The sequence below is a fragment of the Thermomicrobiales bacterium genome (assembly GCA_037045155.1).
Lineage (GTDB): Bacteria > Chloroflexota > Chloroflexia > Thermomicrobiales > CFX8 > JAMLIA01.
Genome location: JBAOIG010000003.1, coordinates 353,758 through 372,289, shown reverse-complemented (window position 1 = coordinate 372,289; position 18,532 = coordinate 353,758). Strand labels below are relative to the sequence as shown.

Sequence of the window (18,532 nt, the reverse complement as noted above, 5' to 3'; positions counted from 1 at the left end):
GGGTTAGAATCTCTCGGCCGAACGCCCGTCAAGAGCGAAGATCGGGATAGACACGTGAGCTACACCGGCAGCCCGGAACCAATCCAGGATCAGGTCTGGCGTCTATTGTCACCCCGCGGTGGCGCAGTGACGGATGGCTTGCGGCTGGCCGCGATCAACACGGTCTGCATCATTGCTGCGCTGATCCTGCTGGCTGTCGCGTCGTTGGTCAACCGTCTGATCAACGTCATGATCCCGCTGCCGTTTCTAGTCACTGCCGTACTCCTCGTTATCGTGCTCACAGCAGTCGGCGTCGTCATCTGGTATCGATATGCGGGACTCTACGTCCGAGTCGCGCGCGGGTCCGGCAGGGCAGTGAAGCCAGATGTACTTGGCGGAGTGGCCGGCCTGCCGTTTGCGGCAATCGCTCTCTTTATGCTAGCCGCGGCCTTGCTACAGATCCTCCTGGGGATCATCAGCTTCAGCTCTGATCGCCTGATCGATGCACTCCGGCAGGCGGGTTTTTCCGGATTCTTCTTCGCCCTGTGTGCCGCCAACATCGCCGTCGCGCGCGCCGCCAGCACCAAGGAGGCATGATGGCCCAACGCACAGCCGCATTCATCCGCGAGTTCCAACCCTCGGATATCCCAGCGCTGAACGCTCTCCATAACGACCCCGATGTTGCTGCCAACCTGCTTCAGGTCCCATTCACGACCGATGCCGAGCGGGCCGAATGGATTCGACAATCCCCGACCCAGCGGACTCTGGTCGTCGAGCTCGATGGTGAGCCTGCCGGGCTGCTCGGGCTGACGCCATATACGCGCCGCCGCGACGTGGAGGCAGCGATCCGCCGTCACCCCCAGGTGAGCGACGTGTAATCACCGGTAAAGAAGACGAGCGGATCATCGTCATCACCGAGCCTGGCATCGACGACCTCGCCGATGAGAATCGTATGATCGCCGCCAGGGTAGGTAGCGACGCGCCGGCACTCGATCCAGGCAACGCAACCACCGAGGACCGGCGCGCCGTCGATTCCGGGGACAAACGGCACTCCGGCAAATTCGGCAGATACCAGTGGAGCGCGGCCGGCGAATCGCTCGGCGAGCGCGATCTGTCGCCGGGCGAGAATGTTCACGACGAACGCCGGCCGCGTCGTCAGAAAGTCGTGGCTTTGTGAATCACGAGAGACACAGACAAGCGCCAGCACCGGATCGAGCGACAGCGAGCTGAACGCGTTGACAGTGACGCCGTGCATTGCGCCACTCGCCTGGTCGGCACTGGTAACGACGACGACGCCTGTTGGGAAATGACCGACCACATCACGGAAAGACCGACTCTCCACCCGATCTCCTTGCCTGCCCCTGTTGCCCTTCACCCGCCCGCCCGCGTAGACTCCCCGGCGACATACCGACGAGATAAGGGAGGTTGAGATGGACGAGCAGGCGCTACGCGATCTTTGCGAACGCTACCGGGCAGTATATTCCGGCGCCGTGGCGGACGTCCTCGACAAGCGTGGGCTTCGCGGCCAGATCGTCCACGGCGCAATCCAGGGGTTGACCACTGATATGCGGGTAGCAGGGCCAGCGTTCACCTGCAAAGGCGCGCCGGCCACGTCGCTAGAGCCAGATGACTGGGATTTGCGTAAAGCGTTTCTCGACGCCCTCATTCCGTTGTCTATTGCCGTCGTCGATGCCAGTGGCGACGAAAGTGCCGCACACTGGGGCGAGCTCATGAGCACCGGGGCGCGCGGCCGGGGTTGCAATGGCGTCGTGATCGACGGCGGCACGCGCGACGTAAGTCAGATTCTGGAGATGGGCTTCCCGACGTTCGCGCGCTACCGCTCGCCGGCCAGCTCGATCCGACGTTGGCGCATCAGCGGCTACGACCATGCTGTCCAGTGCGGCGGCGTGCTTGTTCGGCCGGGCGATTTCGTTGTCGGCGATGCCGACGGAGTCGTGATCGTGCCAGCGGAGCTGACGGTCGACGTGCTGGAGGAGGTCGAATCGCTCGCGACGACCGAGACTCGCATGCGCGAGGAGCTTCTCAAGGGCGGCAGATTCAGCGAGGTGTACGATCGCTACCAGGTTGGATAACACTCCAGGTCAACAGGAACGTCTCGCGGCCGCGCTTGGCTACGTCTTCACGCCCATCGTCCCGCTGCTGATGCTGACCGGCGCGGCGAAGGAGAGAGTGTTTCTTCGCCGCCACGCTCGGCAGGCTATCTTCTTCTCGCCCATTCTGTTGCTGCTTCTGGTCGCAACGGTCATTGTGGCGATCTGGCTGCTACGGCAGAGCCTGATTCTGTTTTGCATCCTGCCACTGCTACTGCTGGCTCCGTTTGTGCCCGGCGCGCTGATCGGTTGGGCTGTCTACTCCGGCCACGACCCGTCGCTGCCGGTTATCGGAGGCCTGGCAAATCGGCAGGAGGACGACCGCTAGCCCGAAGCCGCTCGGCAATCTCCAACGCAATCAGCAGCAGTTGCGCAGTCTGCTGACGATTCATTGCGTCCTGCTGCGCGAATGCCCGGACAATGGCGCCGTTGAACGCGCGCTGATCCTCGATTACCCGGTCGATCTGACGATTCCAGGGGGTGAGCGCTCGCCGTAGCCGGCCCTCGCCCTGACGGCGTCGCTGCACCTCCCAACCGGCCTTCAATTCACCAACCGCCGTCTGGAGCGCCGCCGGCGACACTGCGCCAAGTGTCGACCCGGCTTCACTGCCATCGGTCAACAGAGATTCAATGGCGTCAGCGCCGGAGAACGCGCGCCAGTCATTCGCCCCTTCCTCGCCGAGGTCCCACCTGATGCGCTCGATCTCGGCCGGGAGAAACGATCGTCGCCACTCGACTGACGAGAGGTGCTTCAGGGCATAGCGCAGCCGATTGCGATGAAAGTGGCGGAAGTAGTCGTCAGACCGACCCAGCGTCGAACCCTCGTGATGCTCAGCACGGAGTGCGGGCACGAAACGGACCCGCCAACCAGCGACGCGCAACGACGCGCAGAGATCGACATCCTCGTAGTAGACCGGCGAGAACTGTTCGTCGAATCCCCCGACCGCATGGAACGCCTCCGTGCGCAAGGCTACGCAGCCGCCGGTGACGAAATCTACGTCGACACTGTCCGGGCCGATCGACTCGGCCGGCTCACGGTAGCCTCGGTGTCGCGTTGTCATCAGTGGCTTCTCGAGGACGCCTCCTGCATGCTGGACAGTCGTCGTCTGCGGAAAGAGCAGCAGCGCGCCGGCCACTCCGAGCCGTGCGTCACTCCCAAACGCGCCCAGCAATGCCGCGCCAAAGTCACGATCGACCTCGACGTCCGGGTTCATCAGCAGCGCATAGGGAGTCTCGACCGCTCCAAGTCCGACGTTTGCGCCAGCGCCGAACCCGAGGTTGCGCGGCAGGCGCATGACGTTGACCCGTGGAAACCCGGACAGCTCAAGAAGCGAGTCGTCCGTTGATGCGTTGTCGACGACGACGATCTCCGTGGGCGGTGGGCTGGTCTGTTGGAGCGCTACGATACAAGCGCCAAGGAATGCCGCACCGTTATAGTTGATGATAACCGCCGACCAGCTCTCCCGCATGACACCCTCCCTGTTCGGACGGCATTATTCCAGTCACACCGAGGGAGCATCAGGTGACGACAAGCCCATCGGTCCTGCTGATCGCGTCCGACACCATCGGCGAGCGAATGGCAGGCTCCGGTATCCGCTACTGGAACATGGCGCGGGTGATCGGAACCCAGCAGCCAGTGACACTCGCCACGCCCGGCCCGGTATCTTTGGCCGCGCCGGCCGGCGTGTCGCTTGTCGCATACGGCGGGGACGGCGCAACCGAGGACGAGCGCGGCAATCACCTGGCCACTCTGGTCCGCGAGCATGAGATCATCGTCGCACAGCACCTGCCATTTCTCTACGCCGATCCCGAGGTTCTCGCGAATCGCCACATTGTCGTCGATCTCTACGCGCCGTGGATCCTTGAGAAGCTCGAATACGCACGGCTCGACCCCGAGCGAGGCGACCCGAACCGGCGCGACGACCTCACGATTCTGGAGCGGCTGCTCGGGCTCGGCGATTTCTTCGTCTGCGCGTCGGAGCGTCAGCGTGACTACTGGCTCGGCGCATTGACCGTCGCCGGCCGGCTGGAACCAGCGTACCTGCGAGTCGACCCCGCGCTGCGTTCGCTGATCGATGTCGTCGCGTTCGGGCTCCCCGCCGACAAGCCACGCAAGACGGGACCCGGCCCACGGTCGATCTTCCCGCCGATCGGAGATGATGACCCGCTGCTGATCTGGAACGGGGGCGTCTGGAACTGGCTCGATCCACTAACCGCTATCCGCGCAGTAGCAGCGCTGGTCCAGTCACGGCCCGAGTTACGGCTGGTCTTCATGGGTGTTCGTAGCCCCGGCGCCCAGGTGGCCGAAATGGAGATTGTCGACAAGGCGGTCGCGCTCGCCAGAGAGCTCGGCGTCCTGGACGGCAACGTGTTCTTCAACGCCTGGGTACCTTACGACGAACGTCAGAACTGGCTTCTGGAAGCGGACGCGGCACTGTCACTCCACGTCGAAACGGTCGAGGCAAGATACGCTTACCGAACCCGGGTGATGGACATTCTCTGGTGTGGACTGCCGGCCATCGTCAGCGATGGCGACGTGCTCGCCGACCTTATCCGAGGCGAAGACATCGGCGAGATCGCCCGGCCCGGCGATGTCGCGTCGGTTATGGCGGCGATCGAAAAGACACTCGATCTCGACCGTGGTCGCGCAATCCGCTCGCGCCTCGCCGATGTCGCGTCGAGACACACGTGGGAGTACGTTTGCGAACCGCTTCTCCGTTATTGCCGGGAGCCGTGGAAGCTCAGCACGTCGCGCGGCGCTGATCCATCGGACGAATACCTGGCGCGGCTCGAACGGCTATATAGCGAAACCGCGCAGTACGCGCGGAAACTCGAGACCGTTGTTGCCGATCGAGATAAAGAACTGGCCGCGCGGCGCAAGCACCTGACGCGGCCAGACCTGAACTCGCTGTTCGGTCGAACGAAGCGGGGATGAGACCCGGCTAGCCTTCGGTGGCCGGCTGCTCGTCGGCGGCGGCTTCCTCGGCGACATCCTCGACCGCCACGCGCTGCGGCGCCGAGAGCTTGACGATCATCTCTTCCAGGTCGGTCAGGACCTCAACACCGTCCGGAATCGTCAGGTCGCGCAAGTGGATGGCCTGGTCGATTGTCTCGAAGCCGGTCACATCGACCTCGAACACCGCGGGGAGGTTCGCCGGCAACCCACGCACGTCGATCGTCTCTCGACCATAGGTCACAACGCCGTCCGTGTTCGCCGGCTGGCCGACGACGACGATCGGAATGGCTGCGTGAATCTCGACTTTCAGGTTCGGCGCGAAGAATTCGATATGCAGCGGCTCACGGCGCAGGCGGTCGATCGACATGTGGCGCATGTAGACGGTGTACCTGGCGTCCTCCACCGAGAGATCGATCAGGACGTTCGGACCGTAGGCAACGTATGCCCGGTCGATTTCCTTCATGTCGATGCTCACGGCGACCGGCTCCTCGATAACCGGGCCATAGACGATGCCCGGCACGATGCCATCGCGGCGGAGCTTCTTCGTGTCCTTGCCGATGACCGAACGGGTGGATGCTGTCAGCTCGTGTCGTTGAACCATGCGTCCCTTGGCCCTTCTGGATGACTCATTCATTCGCGCCGGCGCGCGACACACGTTCCGGCTCTGGTTCACCCAGACCGGCCAACCGTAAACGATACCAGCGCGGCGAGACCATGCCAAATCCAGTCTCGAAAACGACGACCGACTAATCCGCAGGCGCTGCTCGGCGGATTCCGGCAACGATATTGAGAACCCAGGTGACAATCACTTCATCGCCGACCCGGATGCCGTCCGGAAGCGCATCAGCACTGAGTTGTGCCTGATGAATCGTTTCCAGATCGTCGTGCTTCGTGAAGTAGACCACGATGTAGCGTTCGTCATGGATCAGGTAGGGGCGTAGACCCTCGATTGTCGCGCCTGTCTCCACGAATCCCCCGCTCCTTCGTCCGCTCATCGCCACCAGGATGCTTTCCGCAACGCCCCACCAACCGCTTGTGGTCAGTATCCCTCTTCGACGCACACACGATACGGTACAATGAGCTGTCCGAGCGACCGGGGTTGCTTTGTTTTGCCCGTCGCCTGATTGATTGAATACTTTACGACACCACCAATCCAGAACAGGGAGGGGGTGATTACGCGATGAAGATTGAAGCACGCGAGAGCGAAAGCTTCGAGGGCCTGCTCCGCAGGTTCACGAAGGAGATGCAGAAATCCGGCAAGCTGCGCGAGTACCGCAGCAAGCGCCGATTCGTTAGCAAGAGCGAGCAGCGCCGCGCGAAGGCCCGCAAGGCCGAGCACAAGCGCAGGCGCAAGGAGGCCAAGACACCCTGAGGTCTGGCCAACTCAGATCGACACAACGCGAAGACGCCGCCATGTGCGGCGTCTTCGTCATCTTTCCGGCGACGCGCCTGGCCGTGGGTGTGCCACAGCCTGCGCGTTCGGTCTCTATACGCGCTCGTCGGCGAGCATCACCATCGACGTTGCCAGCTCCTTGCGGCTGAAGAATGTGCGAATCTCCTGCCAGAGCTCGGGCCGATCGCGCCCGAGAGAGCGCAGATCCTCGGAGAACCGCATGTCGCCGCTCGCCATCAACGACGTCATCAACTCCGTGCTGAGTTGCTCGGCCAGGAAGAATCGATCGAGCGCCGCGAACTTGGCACGATAGTACGCCTTCAGCTCTTCGACTTGTGCCGCCAGGAGTGGAGCGGCCCCGTCGCCGCCGAACATCTCCCGCCAGTCAACGCAGTCGAGCAGCCGCTCCAGCAGATCGATCTTCGCGCCTTGCTGGGCATCCTCGAAGAGCGCAACGACTGAGTCGAGAAGGTAGACCAGATCACCCGGTGTCTGTGGCCAATCCGATTCCCCGTTAGCTGCGTTCTCACCCGCATGTGTCGAAAGATTGTTCACCAGAACTCCTATCCCTGCACCGGCAGGCCGAGCCAGATCTCCAGAAGGAAGCGCCCAGCGGCGAGTGAGCCGATCATCACGAGCGCGAGAAACAACGCGATCGTCCCCGGCCCGGCCAGGTCGCTCGTCACGATCGCTCGATTCTCCCGCCGGCCAAGCAACAACACGAACGCCAGCATCAGGCCGGTCAACGCCAGTATCGCCGCTGCCATCAGTATCACCGTGATCGGCAACCACAGCGGGCGCCAGCGAGAAAGCACGAGCAGCGCGAAGAGCCATTGCGCCAGCAGAACGACTCCCAGGTCCCGCCACCCCGTCAGCGGTGAACCGTGTCGCCGCCCCGCTCGCGCAAACCCCACCTGACCAATCAGCAGCCAGACGAAGACGGCCAGCGCCGTTCCAACCAGCAGCCCTGTCAGGAGGCGCAGATCGTTGCGCGGCGTGTAGACATGCCACAAACGGGCATCGACGAGTGTCGAGTTCGCGCCATCAACGGCCAGTGCCACGACGCCGAACACCAGCGAAAGCACAACCCCACGGGGCGGAAATGCTCCCGCGCGCCATCGGCCGGCCACCAGCAGGACCAGCGACGCCGTGGCGAATCCGCCATAGATCCCCGTCATTCGCGCATCGAAGGGAAGACGCTGATCGCCAAAGTAGAAGGAATGTGTCGGCTGCTGAGCGCAGAGACCATGCAAGACAGCCAGCGCCTTCGTGCCAGCTGGCCATGGGAGCGCGACGAACACGATCGCCAACACGAGCCAGACGGCGCCGAAGACCAATGGCCAGCCCGGCGCAACCCGGCCGTTCCTTATGCGTTGCAGATTCAGGGAAGACTGACCGTGCACCAATACTCCTGGTTCGTCGGCAGGCAGCCGAGACTATAGCAGAGGATCGTGCTCGACGTTGAATAGACCAGAAACTTGCACGTACGTACACCCTCTGGTACTGTTCGGACGCGGGTTTCGTTGCGGTCTCCCGTGGTTGATGAATGGCGCGGTGATCGTCGGGTGTGAGCCGGGTCGCCAAGCTTCTGGGTGAATGGAACATGGTTCTCTCAAGACGCTTTTCGCGACGACAGGTTCTCCGCATCGGCGCTGCCGCGTCTGCCGCAGCCGCCCTCGATGTGACACGCTGGACGTTCTCCGTCAGCGCGGCCGGCGCGGTGGAAGCCGTGCGATCGGAGTGGACGTTCAGGGAGGGCTTGCCGTCCGACGGTGACTGGGAGTCACCAGTTCTTGCACCAGAGACAGGCTTCGACGCCATCGATCTCTCCTGGGATGCCGAATCGGTCGATGATGATGCCGTCCGAGTCAACCTTCGCGTTCGGGCCAAAGACGGCGTCTGGTCGGACTGGATCGATTGCCACCCCGACCATCATGGCGAATCAACGCCAGGCACGCGGCGATTTGTCGCGCCGATTCTCTCGCGCGGAGTCGCGGCTCAGGCTCGCGTCTCGGTTGTCGCGAACGCCGGTCTGCGCGAGCTTGTCGTCGGCGCGCTCGATACGTCGACGATTGCCGTTAGCGGATCGCTAGCTGCCACTGACGCGGCAGCGTCAGCGACGATCATCGACGGTCTCATCATCTCCCGGGCTGGTTGTGGCGCGGATGAGACGCTACGGTTCGAGAACAAGAACCCGAAGGGCCGAATGATCTGGCCACCGAGTTACGCCCCGATCGAAAAAATCATCATCCATCACACAGTGACCGACAACAACTCCCCCGATCCGGCAGCCGCGATCCGGTCTGTCTACTTCTACCATGCGGTCACTCGTGGTTGGGGTGACGTCGGTTACAACTACCTCGTCGACTGGCAGGGCCAGGTGTACGAGGGCCGGTTCGGCGGGGTCAATGTCATCGGCGGGCACGCGCTACAGTACAACGTGGGATCGATCGGCATCGCGCTACTGGGCAACCTGGATCTGACGAAACCACCTCAGGTAATGCTCGATTCGATAACGAGCCTCGTCCAGTTGCGGGCGAGCAACGTCGATGTCACCGAGGCGGCCGATTTCCAGGATCTGAACGACTGTCCCAATCTGTGTGGCCATCGCGACGTTATGTCCACGTCATGCCCGGGCGAGCTATGTTATCCGCTCCTCCCGACACTGCGCGGCATGATTGCCGGCACCGCTCCGGTCTATCTGGCGCCGCCAAAGCGCACAGAAGGGATCGAGATCATCTCGTGTTCGATCGGGCCGGCGACGGTTTATCAGGGCAACCTGCTCGCGGTACGCATGCGGGTGAGGAACGCCGGCACGACGCCACTGGAGGGCGGCGGGCCAAAGTCGGGCTTCATCTACGAACAGGGACAGACGTTCGACACAGTGGGGTTCCCGAAGGTCCAGGATGAATATCGAATAACGATGCAGCCAGTGTCGTGGACCGGGACGCCAAACCCGTATCGGTGGGGGCTTGGTGAACCACTGTTGGCCGGCGAAACGCGCGATATCATCGGTTATGTCCGCCTGCAATCGCTCCGGCGTGACGAATACCGCGCAGGCATCATCAAGGAGTTCGTCGCCTACCAGTTCACCGACATCGCGCCGTCGGTGATTACCGTTGCGTCGCCGCCCGTCGGGCCCGTCGCGCAGACTCGCGACCCGAATTCTCGCTTTTTCGGAATCACCGGACACAATGTCCCCGAGCCATTCGTCTCATACTGGGACGCGAACGGCGGAGTCGAGCGATTCGGGTACCCGCTGACCGAGGCATTCGAGGAGGCTTCCGAAACCGACGGTGGCCGCTATGTGACGCAATACTTCGAGCGTGCGCGGTTCGAGCACCACCCCGAATATGCCGGCACGCCGGATGAGGTGTTGCTCGGCCTGCTCGGCTCCGAGACCACCGCCACACGCGCCAAAGAAGCTCCATTTCGGCCGATCGCCCCGTTTCCTTCGACAAGTAACCGGCGGTACTTCGATCTGACCGGGCACAGCCTCTCCAGCGGCTTCAAGAGCTTCTGGGACGCGAACGGTGGTGTGCAGATCTTCGGTTATCCGATCTCCGAGGAGTTCAAGGAAGCCTCGGACACCGACGGCACGGTTCACATCGTCCAGTATTTTGAGCGCAACCGGTTCGAATACCATCCGGATTACGCAGGCACGAAGGACGAAATCATGCTGGGTCACCTGGCTCGTGAGGTTCTGATCCGACGAGGCTGGATGAAGCGGAGCAAGTGACGCCCGACGCGTCCGTCCGACTCCCGGTACAATCCTCGGCCGGGAGGCGTGAATGAGCCAGCAATCACAGAATGTCAGTTATAGAAACGGGATGCGCGCCCGAAAGGCGACGGTGTCGCCGGCCGAGGCGAAGTCGCGCGGGCGTGGATTCCTCGCTATCGCGCTTGTGGCGCTCACGGCGTTTGTGTCGCTGCTGGTCGCCGTTCGGCGCAACCCGCGCATGGAACGCGATGTCGCCGTCACACTCGGGATGCAGCGGCTGAACCATCCCGCGTTATCTCGACTCCTGAACGCCATTTCCTGGCCTGGCTTCCGGCCGCAGTCACTTCTGTTGCCTGGCACGGCAACAGCCGGTGTCTGGATGCTCGGGTTCCGCCGCGAGGCGCGCTACATGGTCTTTGCATGGCTCGCGTCGCTGCTGTCATTCTCTACCAAGATGCTCGTCCAGCGGCCTCGCCCGGGCGGGGACGGCATCATGGTTACGGAAGCCAAGCTTCGCGACTCCAGCTTTCCCAGCGGGCACGTCCTACATTATGTCTGCTTCTGGGGCTTCTTCGCGTATCTGTGCTTCACCGAGATTCGAGGCCGGTGGTCGCGCTGGTTGCCAACTGGCGGCGTCACGTCGTTCATCGGCCTGGTAGGGCCGTCGAGGATCTATCTCGGACATCACTGGCTGACCGACGTCCTTGCGAGCTACTCACTCGGAACAGCCCTCCTGTCGACGCTCATCGGCCTGCATCGACGGAAGCTTGGCGACGAAACGCCGTGGCAACCCCGCTAGTCTGCTGTTAGCGCCAGGGAGGCAGCACGCCGTAGCGCCACGTGTAATAGGCGCGGCCGACGTTGCCCATTTCGACCTGCCAGCCGGCCGGGTTGTCGGGCGTGTATGTCAGAACCCGCCGTTCGAACGCCTGGACCAGCACCCAGTTCGGTACGCCCGCGACATTCGTCCGGATCCAGTACGGCTCGGTGAGCGGCAGACCAACGCTCATCATCCAGTCGTTGGGAAGGCCGGCCAGATAATCATCGAACACAGCCGCGATGTTGTGGCCCAGCGTCGGCTCGTATGAGCCATAGGCCGCAAGATTTCCAAGGGCATTGTTTGTGGAAATCGCGCCTCTCGACGACAACACCTCGCGAATCGCCGCACCCCGCCGCGCCGCAGCAGTATGTCCCCCGCCGATCGAGGCAACGCCGACAAGGCTCGCGAACGTCGGCGCGTCCCGGTTGAACGGCTTTTCATCGCCCGCCAGCGGCACGTCGGCCGGCGCATGGTTCTCGAACGTCGCGTCGCCGACCTGCGCCTTGCCCAGGATCATGTCGCGGACGAGCAGGCCGGCAGTGACGAAGCCGTCCCGCTGACCTGTCGCATCATTCACTTCCATCCGCGCCTTGTCGAAGTAGTACACCTGCCGGCGGTGAGCAGGAGACTCGGCATACGACTCAGTGACCGCAGACCACGAATTCGGGCCCCAAAGCCAGGATCGATCGACTTCGGTTCGCGCGACAGGGCCATCTGTCTCCCACCACAGTTGCTGGACGAGAGCATTGGCGGACTTCAGCCCGTCGGGCAGCTGGTCAAGGGGAACCTGCGACCGTGTCGGAGGTGGGGATGGAGTCGGTGTGGGAGTCGGCTGAGGAGCCGGTGGCGGCGTAGGACGCGGAGTGCCCGGTAGATCGAGCTCATCATCGCCTGTGGTGGTGGTGAAGCTCCAGTCGCGAACGAATCGCTGTCCATTCGCCGTGCCCTCGACGTGGATGTCTTATCGCTTTCCCTCGTCCAGAGGCTTATTCGCCGCAAGCTGGATCGTCTTGCGGGTCAGCCAGCCAGAGCCGATCGAGGAGAAGGACGGGACTGCGACCCCGCCAGCCGAGATCGTGGCCACTGTCAGGGTAAGGTCGCCAGCGCCGAAGTACTTGAGCGTAATTGGATAGCCGACCGGATACGTAGCGTTCGGGAATGGGTCAGGGGCTTCCCCGTCGAAGGATGTCTCGACGCCGGTCGTGCCGTTCGGCGGCCAGGCAGCCCAGTCAGGGCTCGCCTCTTCGATCCATTTCTTCGTGCCAAGGTCGATGATTTCGAACTTGATCTTACCGTCGTTGATCGCAGCCAGGCCGATGTCGGAATACCGTGGGTCAAGGAGCGTCAACCGATGGCCAACGGTTCCGATAAACCACTTCGTCGACCAGACCATTGAGCCGGACAACCCGGCATTCTCGTTTGCCCAGCCCGAATAGCCGGCCGTTTCAACTCGTTCTTGAAAGCTCGCGCCGGTGAAGCCGGGCTTTCCGGCCGTCTCGTAATGCAAACCCATTCCGGCAAGCGACGGGTCGCCGAAGTTGAGCCTGTAGTACTCCACATGCGCCTCGGCAGCCTTCTGGAGAGCTGGATCGATCTTCAGCGGGGGGATACCTAACCAGCCTCGCCAGGTATTGATCAGCGATAGCGATGCGATGATCCCGGGATCGTTTTCCTGTCGGGCGCTCGCGGGCGCGGCAGCCCCGACCAGCGTCAGCAGCATGACCGCCACGAGCGCCATTGACCCTGTGCGCGCAACCCCGGTTACGCTGCGTCGACGATCGCGCATCGTCCATCCCCCATCTGTGAAGCCGGACTGTCGGCGAATCCTATCGCACCGAAGCCTCTCGGAACCGTCACAGTGCGCCCGCATTCAGGGAGATCGAATATCATGGGGGTGGATCGAGCCGGGGCAGATAGGAGAACATGATGACCGAGAAACCGCGCGAGCGCCACGTGATGCGTCCCGACGAGCCATATGGCGAGCAGGCTGGCTTCTGGATCCAGCCCGAAGAGGCACGGGAGTCCGCCCAGCAAGCGAAGTCCCACCCGATATTTCACGAGGTCGCGTCACTTCCGAGCCTCCAGCCGGCGCCCGGTGTCGAGATGAGCATCATGGTGGGCGACGCAATGATGGCGAACTGGGTGCGGATCGAGCCTGACGCTGGCGTGCCGATGCACTCCCATCCGAACGAGCAGGTCGGCGTAGTCCTCGAAGGTGAGATCGAGATGGTAGTTGCCGGTGAGACGCGACTCTGCCGGCCTGGTGATGCATACACGATCCCCGGTCACGTCCCGCACAGCGGCACGGCCGGACCAGGTGGGTGCCTCGTGCTGGATTTTTTCAGCCCACCGCGCGAAGACTACATCGCTCAGGCTCGCCCCAAGGGGTAGCACCAACTCCGTGCGTCGGTCTAGCATGTTATGGTGATACCGTGATGCCAGCCGGGCCAACGTTGGCCTCGGGAATCCGTCTTGTTGTGATGGCGAGGGTAGAGCCGTGGGCCAACTCATCGTCGGCAAACCTGCTCCACAACAGATCGTTGCAGTCTCAGCGCCACTCACGCTGACATCAGCCATCTCGCTCGCGTTCCGGGCTGGCTATGCCGTGGACCAGGAAGACTCCGCCCTCGATCCCTGGCTGGTGGACACCTGGCGCAATCTGGACGAGGATCTGCGACACGATCTTGACCTGCTGCTCGGATTCTCTGGCCGCCTGCTCTACTACGTCGAGGAGATGTTGGCGGCGTTCGACGCAGTGGCCCACGAACAATTGAGCGCGTCGTTCGACGACTACCTCGAATTCCTCAGCGCCTTACCCCCAGAGCGATTCAAGGACATGGCAACCGAAAGCGTCGTGCGGCTCTACCGTGATCGAGGGCTAGCCGAGGCGCCGCCGGAAAACGATGATCCGTACGACTGGCGTATGTTCCTCCGACCCGGCATCACCCGCGCGAATATCGACGAAGCAGTCTCGCTGATTATCTCGCCCGGCCAGCTCAAGCTGCGGACACTCGCGCTGCTGGACGGGTTCTGGCGAGCTGCCTTCGAAACAGAGTATCGATCGACGTTGCCGGATATGCGTCAAGCGGTCCGCGTCGCGCAGTCACTGATTCACTACACCTCGGCCCAGCAGTCCTTCGCCGAGATCACCGGCCACCGGTTGCCCGAGGAGATCAGCCTCCGAATTGGAGATGTGGAGAGGGTGATCTACAGTCCTTCGATCCACCTCGGCCGATTCATCCAGTACATCCTCTACCCACCGAACCTGATCCTCTACTTCAACCCGCAAACCGTGCTACAGCGTCGCACGCTCGCATCACGGACTGCAGAGGCTGTGACCCAGCTCTCCACTGCCGACGCGCTGGAAGGGTTCCGCGCGCTGTCCGACCCTTCGCGGATGCGTATTGTCGAAATGCTGCGGGGAGGGGAGCTGTACGCTCAGGAGATCGTCTCACGGTTGGGGATCAGCCAGTCGGCCGTCTCCCGTCACCTCAGCACGCTGGAATCGGCGGATCTGGTGACTATCCGGCCGGCCAATGGCATGAAGTACTACGCGATCGATCGCGACCGGTTACAGGCGCTCGCGGCGCAGCTTGCCGCGATGGCGGATGCCGACCAAACCTAGCAAGACAGCCACCCGGCAAAGAGGAGATCATGGACATAGACGACCAGACACGATGGCTCACATCCGAGATCGGACTGATCGATCTTCACTTCCAGGGCATGCCGCGCGTGATCGGCGCGTATCTGCTGCCCACCTCCGATGGGTTGGCTTTGATCGAGTGCGGGCCGACTACGACCCTTGACGCGCTGGAAACCGGGATTCGCTCGCTCGGGCATGACCTGGCCGACGTCCGGCACGTGCTGGTTACGCACATCCATCTCGACCATGCCGGCGCGGCGGGCGTGCTGCTCGACCGGCTCCCGCAGGCGCAACTCTACGTCCATGAGATTGGCGCGCCGCACATGATCGACCCCACCAACCTGGTGCGCAGCGCGGCTCGGATCTATGGTGACCGGATGGATCTGCTCTGGGGCGAGATCCGGCCTGTCCCGGCGGACCGGGTCGTCATCGTTACCGACAACGAAATCGTCTCGATCGGTGGTCGGACGCTGCGAGCGATGTACACACCGGGGCACGCCTCACACCATATCGCCTATCACGACGAGGACGCTCGGCTGATCTTCGTCGGGGACGTCGCGGGCGTCCGGATTCCGCCGGCCATCGAGGTCTGGCCCCCAACGCCACCTCCCGACGTCGATATCGTCGGTTGGCACGCCAGCATTGCCCGGCTCCGAGCCGCCAATCCCGACCGGATGCTTCTGACGCACTTCGGCCCCTGGGATGATGTCTCGCCGCATCTCGACCAGCTTGGCGCCCGGCTGGATCAGTGGGTGGCGCTGGTCGAGCAGTGGGCTATCGACGGTCTCGATCGGGACGCGATGATCGCGAGGCTTGGCGCTGTCGTTCTCGAGGAAATGGGCCGCAACGGCACATCCGATCTCGCTCCGATGTTCGAGCTGACGACGCCCCACTGGATGTCGATCGATGGGTTGCTACGTTTCCTTCGCAAGCAGGGGCGGATCCCACAACCCTAGCGGCGTCGTGCGCGGCCAGCAGTTGCTCTGACTGAGGATCGCCTCCGACGGATACCAGCGTTCGCGGATGTTGCCGACGAGGTAGAGCGAGCCGGTGACGACCACGAGATCGTCCGGTTCTGCGCGCGCCAGGGCGATCTCGATGGCGCGTTCCGGGGACGGCTCAATGATCACCTCGACATCACCGATAACCTCGGCGGCGATCTCGGCGGCGTCGGTCGCTGGCTTTGCCAGGACGCGCGGCATTGTCGCGATGACCAGGCCGGCTAGCGGGGACAGCGACGCCAGCATGCTGGCATGCGATTTCGATTCGAGCGCACCGAAGATGATCAGCTTGCGCTGGTGAGGGTAGAGATGCTCGAGGTTCCGCGCCAGCGAGGCAACCTTCTCGGGGTTGTGGGCGCCGTCCAGCAGCACTCGTGGATTGTCCTGCACTAGCTCCATCCGGCCCGGGAAACGGGCCGCCGCCAGTCCTGCTCGGAGCGTCTCGACGGGCAGGTGACCGTGGGTAAACCGGCGCGCGATCTCGATTGCCATCGCTGCGTTCGACGCCTGAAACGTGCCAGGCAATGTGATCCGCATTGCTTCGTCGGTAGCGCCGTCGATGAACGACGTGCCATCGGCGTCCGCGCGCACGTCGCGATATCGCTCCCCTTCCCGGACAACGACCAGATCAGCGCCAGTCTGCCGGCACTCCTCTTCGATAATCGGAAGGGTCTCAGGGCCAGTCACTGCGGTGACTGCGACCGATCCGGGCTTGATGATTCCGGCCTTGTGCCAGGCAATCTCCTCCAGCGTTGATCCGAGGGTGACCGTGTGGTCCAGACCGACGCTGGTGATCGCGACGACATCGGGTTCGAGGACGTTGGTAACGTCGAATCGTCCACCTGCCCCGACCTCGACAACGGCGACATCGACCTGCTCCTCGGCGAAGTATCGTAGCGTCATCGCGACCCAGATCTCGCCGTAGTTCGGTCGCTCGCGCCCTGCCGCCACCCACTCATCGACACTGCGATGCATGTCATCGACGAGGCGCTCGTACCGGCCGGCGGAAATCAGCCGTCCATCGATCTGCAACTTCTCGGTAGCCACCTGGAGATAGGGCGAAACGTGTGCTCCAACACGATAGCCGGCCGCCGTCAGGATGCTGGCAGTAATCGTCGTTGTCGACCCTTTCCCTGAGGTTCCGGTAACATGGATCGTTCGGTAGGCACGTTGGGGGTTGCCGAGAAACGCCAGGAACGCGCGTAGTCGGGCCAGCCGGGCGACAGCGCGTGCGCGGATCTCCTCTTGCGATGTGCCGGGTGGTGGAGAGGGCGGGCCGAAAATCAGGCTGTTGAGGTAGCGTTCTGCCCGTTGATACGCTGCGGCCTCATTCGCCATCCATTCCTGCTCGGGTTCCTGCTTTTCCTCGTCCACGCCGCTTCCCCTTTCTCGTCCGGACAGCCTGTTGATTGTACTGGCCGTGCGCCCCGGGCCAGCGACTGCACCGTATACTTGGAGCGCAGTCGGGCAAAGGAGCTCGCAGTGTATAGATCCTCCACGCGGCCACAGCGGTCAACTCCGGTTCAATGGTCCATCATGTTGGTCGCGATCAGTGTTCTCATCGCGGTTGTCACATCGACCGCCGCGGCCGATTCGGGCAACCGTGTCGGGAAGATCAGTGTCGATGACGCGATTACCCCTCCGCTGGCGACCTACATTGACCGCAGCATTCAGCGCGCCTCCGAACGTGGAGATCATGCGCTTATCATCGAGCTGAACACGCCGGGCGGGCTATCCTCAGCGATGGACGACATCGTGCGCGACATCCTCAACGCGCCGATCCCGATCATCGTCTGGGTCGCGCCGGATGGCGCGCGCGCGGCCTCGGCTGGGGTCTATATCACCTACGCTGCGCATGTTGCGGCGATGGCGCCGGCAACGAACATCGGCTCGGCGACACCGGTGCAGATCGGTGCAGGTGGAGAAGCAAACGCCACCCCGACCACGATGGACCGCAAGATCATCAACGACGCGGTGGCCAAGATCCGCGCGTTGGCCGAACGGCGCGGACGTAACGGTGACTGGGCCGAGGCCGCGGTCCGCGACGCGGAAAACATCCCGGCCAGCCAGGCTGTCCAGCTCGGCGTTGTCGATTTCATTGCCGCGTCACAGGAAGAGCTTCTCACACAGTCGGACGGCCGGACAGTGGATGTGCTCGGTCAGCCGGTCGTGCTTCATACGGCCGGGGCACAGGTCGAAACGTTCCGCATGTCGTTCTTCGAGCAGTTCCTCCAGGTGCTGACAAACCCGAACATCGCCTACATCCTGCTAAGTCTCGGCTCGCTGGCGATTATCTTCGAGATCGCCAACCCGGGCGGGATCGGGCCTGGGGCGGTCGGTGTGATATTGCTCCTGGCTGGCTTCTATGGCCTGGGCACACTGGATTCCAACTGGACAGGGCTGGCGCTGATGATCCTCGCCTTCATCCTGTTTGCGCTCGATGTCTTCCTGCCGAGCCATGGCGTTCTCACGCTCAGCGGCATCGGCGCGTTCTTGCTCGGTTCGCTTATGCTGGCGAACACCCGCAGCCCCAGTGTGTTGCAGGTCTCCCGGAGTGTTGTCTTTGCGATGACAGCGATGATGGCGGTGTTCTTCGGCTTTATCATCGGCGCCGTTGTCCGCATTCGGAAGAAGCCGGCCGTTACCGGCCTGTCGGCGCTGGTTGGAACAGTCGGCATAGTCCGCTCTGACCTCGATCCGGAGGGTATGGTCTTCGTGTTCGGCGAGCTCTGGCAAGCGCGAGCAGACGCGCCGATCCACACGGGAGAGCACGTCCGTGTCGTGGCGATCGAAGGGCTGGCGCTTGTGGTGACGCCGGCCGAACCAGAACACGACGCAACGACACCGGCGCTTCCTCTCCCGACCGCAGGAACCTGATATGCCACATGGTGCGTGGCGCAAGCGAATG

21 protein-coding genes are annotated in these 18,532 nt (G+C 63.0%); 12 read left to right on the top strand and 9 right to left on the bottom strand.

What is annotated here, in order from left to right:
* Positions 1-54: 54 nt before the first annotated feature.
* Together V9F06_04780 and V9F06_04775 are read left to right on the top strand one after the other, a co-directional pair.
* Complete coding sequence (locus tag V9F06_04780) at positions 55-576, top strand: hypothetical protein (GenBank protein MEI2616949.1); 522 nt, start codon at positions 55-57, stop codon at positions 574-576.
* Positions 576-857 carry a hypothetical protein gene (locus V9F06_04775; protein ID MEI2616948.1) on the top strand — a complete coding sequence of 94 codons (282 nt, stop codon included), beginning with the start codon at positions 576-578 and terminating at the stop codon, positions 855-857. The genes V9F06_04780 and V9F06_04775 overlap by 1 nt, the downstream gene beginning before the upstream one ends.
* On the opposite strand, the gene V9F06_04770 is transcribed toward V9F06_04775, so the two are convergent.
* Entirely contained in the window at positions 833-1,321 is a 489-nt protein-coding gene (locus V9F06_04770) for a flavin reductase family protein (GenBank protein MEI2616947.1), read from the bottom strand. The two genes, V9F06_04775 and V9F06_04770, sit on opposite strands and share 25 nt — an antisense overlap.
* A gap of 88 nt (positions 1,322-1,409) precedes the next feature.
* Here V9F06_04770 and V9F06_04765 point away from each other — a divergent pair, with 88 nt between their 5' ends.
* Together V9F06_04765 and V9F06_04760 are read left to right on the top strand one after the other, a co-directional pair.
* Positions 1,410-2,072 carry an RraA family protein gene (locus tag V9F06_04765; protein ID MEI2616946.1) on the top strand — a complete coding sequence of 221 codons (663 nt, stop codon included), beginning with the start codon at positions 1,410-1,412 and terminating at the stop codon, positions 2,070-2,072.
* Positions 2,065-2,418: a hypothetical protein gene (locus tag V9F06_04760; GenBank protein MEI2616945.1), complete on the top strand. Its 354-nt coding sequence runs from the start codon at positions 2,065-2,067 to the stop codon at positions 2,416-2,418. The genes V9F06_04765 and V9F06_04760 overlap by 8 nt, the downstream gene beginning before the upstream one ends.
* Here V9F06_04760 and V9F06_04755 read toward each other — a convergent pair.
* Positions 2,378-3,559: a glycosyltransferase family 2 protein gene (locus V9F06_04755; GenBank protein ID MEI2616944.1), complete on the bottom strand. Its 1,182-nt coding sequence runs from the start codon at positions 3,557-3,559 to the stop codon at positions 2,378-2,380. The two genes, V9F06_04760 and V9F06_04755, sit on opposite strands and share 41 nt — an antisense overlap.
* A gap of 53 nt (positions 3,560-3,612) precedes the next feature.
* Here V9F06_04755 and V9F06_04750 point away from each other — a divergent pair, with 53 nt between their 5' ends.
* The gene (locus V9F06_04750; GenBank protein MEI2616943.1) at positions 3,613-5,025 is read left to right on the top strand and encodes a glycosyltransferase; all 1,413 of its coding nucleotides are present in this window, start codon (positions 3,613-3,615) and stop codon (positions 5,023-5,025) included.
* A 7-nt stretch (positions 5,026-5,032) separates the two neighbouring features.
* On the opposite strand, the gene V9F06_04745 is transcribed toward V9F06_04750, so the two are convergent.
* Together V9F06_04745 and V9F06_04740 are read right to left on the bottom strand one after the other, a co-directional pair.
* Positions 5,033-5,647: a 50S ribosomal protein L25 gene (locus V9F06_04745; GenBank protein MEI2616942.1), complete on the bottom strand. Its 615-nt coding sequence runs from the start codon at positions 5,645-5,647 to the stop codon at positions 5,033-5,035.
* A 145-nt stretch (positions 5,648-5,792) separates the two neighbouring features.
* The gene (locus tag V9F06_04740) at positions 5,793-6,014 is read right to left on the bottom strand and encodes a hypothetical protein (GenBank protein ID MEI2616941.1); all 222 of its coding nucleotides are present in this window, start codon (positions 6,012-6,014) and stop codon (positions 5,793-5,795) included.
* A 212-nt stretch (positions 6,015-6,226) separates the two neighbouring features.
* On the opposite strand from V9F06_04740, the gene rpsU reads away from it, so the two are divergent.
* Positions 6,227-6,418, top strand: a complete 192-nt coding sequence (rpsU, locus tag V9F06_04735; GenBank protein MEI2616940.1) for a 30S ribosomal protein S21 — start codon at positions 6,227-6,229, stop codon at positions 6,416-6,418.
* Positions 6,419-6,532: 114 nt separating this feature from the next.
* On the opposite strand, the gene V9F06_04730 is transcribed toward rpsU, so the two are convergent.
* Together V9F06_04730 and V9F06_04725 are read right to left on the bottom strand one after the other, a co-directional pair.
* Positions 6,533-6,994, bottom strand: coding sequence for a hypothetical protein (locus V9F06_04730; GenBank protein ID MEI2616939.1), 462 nt, complete (start codon positions 6,992-6,994; stop codon positions 6,533-6,535).
* 8 nt (positions 6,995-7,002) lie between these two features.
* Positions 7,003-7,842 (bottom strand): DUF2085 domain-containing protein, encoded by an 840-nt coding sequence (locus V9F06_04725; GenBank protein MEI2616938.1) that lies wholly within the window; start codon positions 7,840-7,842, stop codon positions 7,003-7,005.
* 164 nt (positions 7,843-8,006) lie between these two features.
* Between V9F06_04725 and V9F06_04720 the strand changes: the two genes are divergently transcribed.
* Together V9F06_04720 and V9F06_04715 are read left to right on the top strand one after the other, a co-directional pair.
* On the top strand, positions 8,007-10,178 hold the full coding sequence (locus tag V9F06_04720; protein MEI2616937.1) for a peptidoglycan recognition family protein: 2,172 nt from the start codon (positions 8,007-8,009) through the stop codon (positions 10,176-10,178).
* Between the two features lie 52 nt (positions 10,179-10,230).
* Positions 10,231-10,959: a phosphatase PAP2 family protein gene (locus V9F06_04715; GenBank protein MEI2616936.1), complete on the top strand. Its 729-nt coding sequence runs from the start codon at positions 10,231-10,233 to the stop codon at positions 10,957-10,959.
* A 7-nt stretch (positions 10,960-10,966) separates the two neighbouring features.
* Here the strand turns inward: V9F06_04715 and V9F06_04710 are convergent, their stop codons facing one another.
* Both V9F06_04710 and V9F06_04705 read right to left on the bottom strand, forming a co-directional pair.
* Complete coding sequence (locus V9F06_04710; GenBank protein ID MEI2616935.1) at positions 10,967-11,557, bottom strand: hypothetical protein; 591 nt, start codon at positions 11,555-11,557, stop codon at positions 10,967-10,969.
* Between the two features lie 384 nt (positions 11,558-11,941).
* Positions 11,942-12,766: a CAP domain-containing protein gene (locus tag V9F06_04705; protein MEI2616934.1), complete on the bottom strand. Its 825-nt coding sequence runs from the start codon at positions 12,764-12,766 to the stop codon at positions 11,942-11,944.
* 140 nt (positions 12,767-12,906) lie between these two features.
* Between V9F06_04705 and V9F06_04700 the strand changes: the two genes are divergently transcribed.
* The 3 genes from V9F06_04700 to V9F06_04690 all read left to right on the top strand — a co-directional run bounded on the left by V9F06_04700 (position 12,907) and on the right by V9F06_04690 (position 15,579).
* A complete protein-coding gene (locus V9F06_04700; GenBank protein MEI2616933.1) occupies positions 12,907-13,371 on the top strand; it encodes a cupin domain-containing protein in 465 nt (154 codons plus the stop codon).
* Between the two features lie 106 nt (positions 13,372-13,477).
* Positions 13,478-14,605 carry a metalloregulator ArsR/SmtB family transcription factor gene (locus tag V9F06_04695; GenBank protein ID MEI2616932.1) on the top strand — a complete coding sequence of 376 codons (1,128 nt, stop codon included), beginning with the start codon at positions 13,478-13,480 and terminating at the stop codon, positions 14,603-14,605.
* A gap of 29 nt (positions 14,606-14,634) precedes the next feature.
* On the top strand, positions 14,635-15,579 hold the full coding sequence (locus tag V9F06_04690; protein MEI2616931.1) for an MBL fold metallo-hydrolase: 945 nt from the start codon (positions 14,635-14,637) through the stop codon (positions 15,577-15,579).
* On the opposite strand, the gene V9F06_04685 is transcribed toward V9F06_04690, so the two are convergent.
* Positions 15,538-16,998 (bottom strand): folylpolyglutamate synthase/dihydrofolate synthase family protein, encoded by a 1,461-nt coding sequence (locus V9F06_04685; GenBank protein ID MEI2616930.1) that lies wholly within the window; start codon positions 16,996-16,998, stop codon positions 15,538-15,540. The genes V9F06_04690 and V9F06_04685 overlap by 42 nt on opposite strands.
* A gap of 162 nt (positions 16,999-17,160) precedes the next feature.
* Here V9F06_04685 and V9F06_04680 point away from each other — a divergent pair, with 162 nt between their 5' ends.
* Positions 17,161-18,501, top strand: a complete 1,341-nt coding sequence (locus V9F06_04680) for a nodulation protein NfeD (protein ID MEI2616929.1) — start codon at positions 17,161-17,163, stop codon at positions 18,499-18,501.
* Positions 18,502-18,532 lie beyond the last annotated feature (31 nt).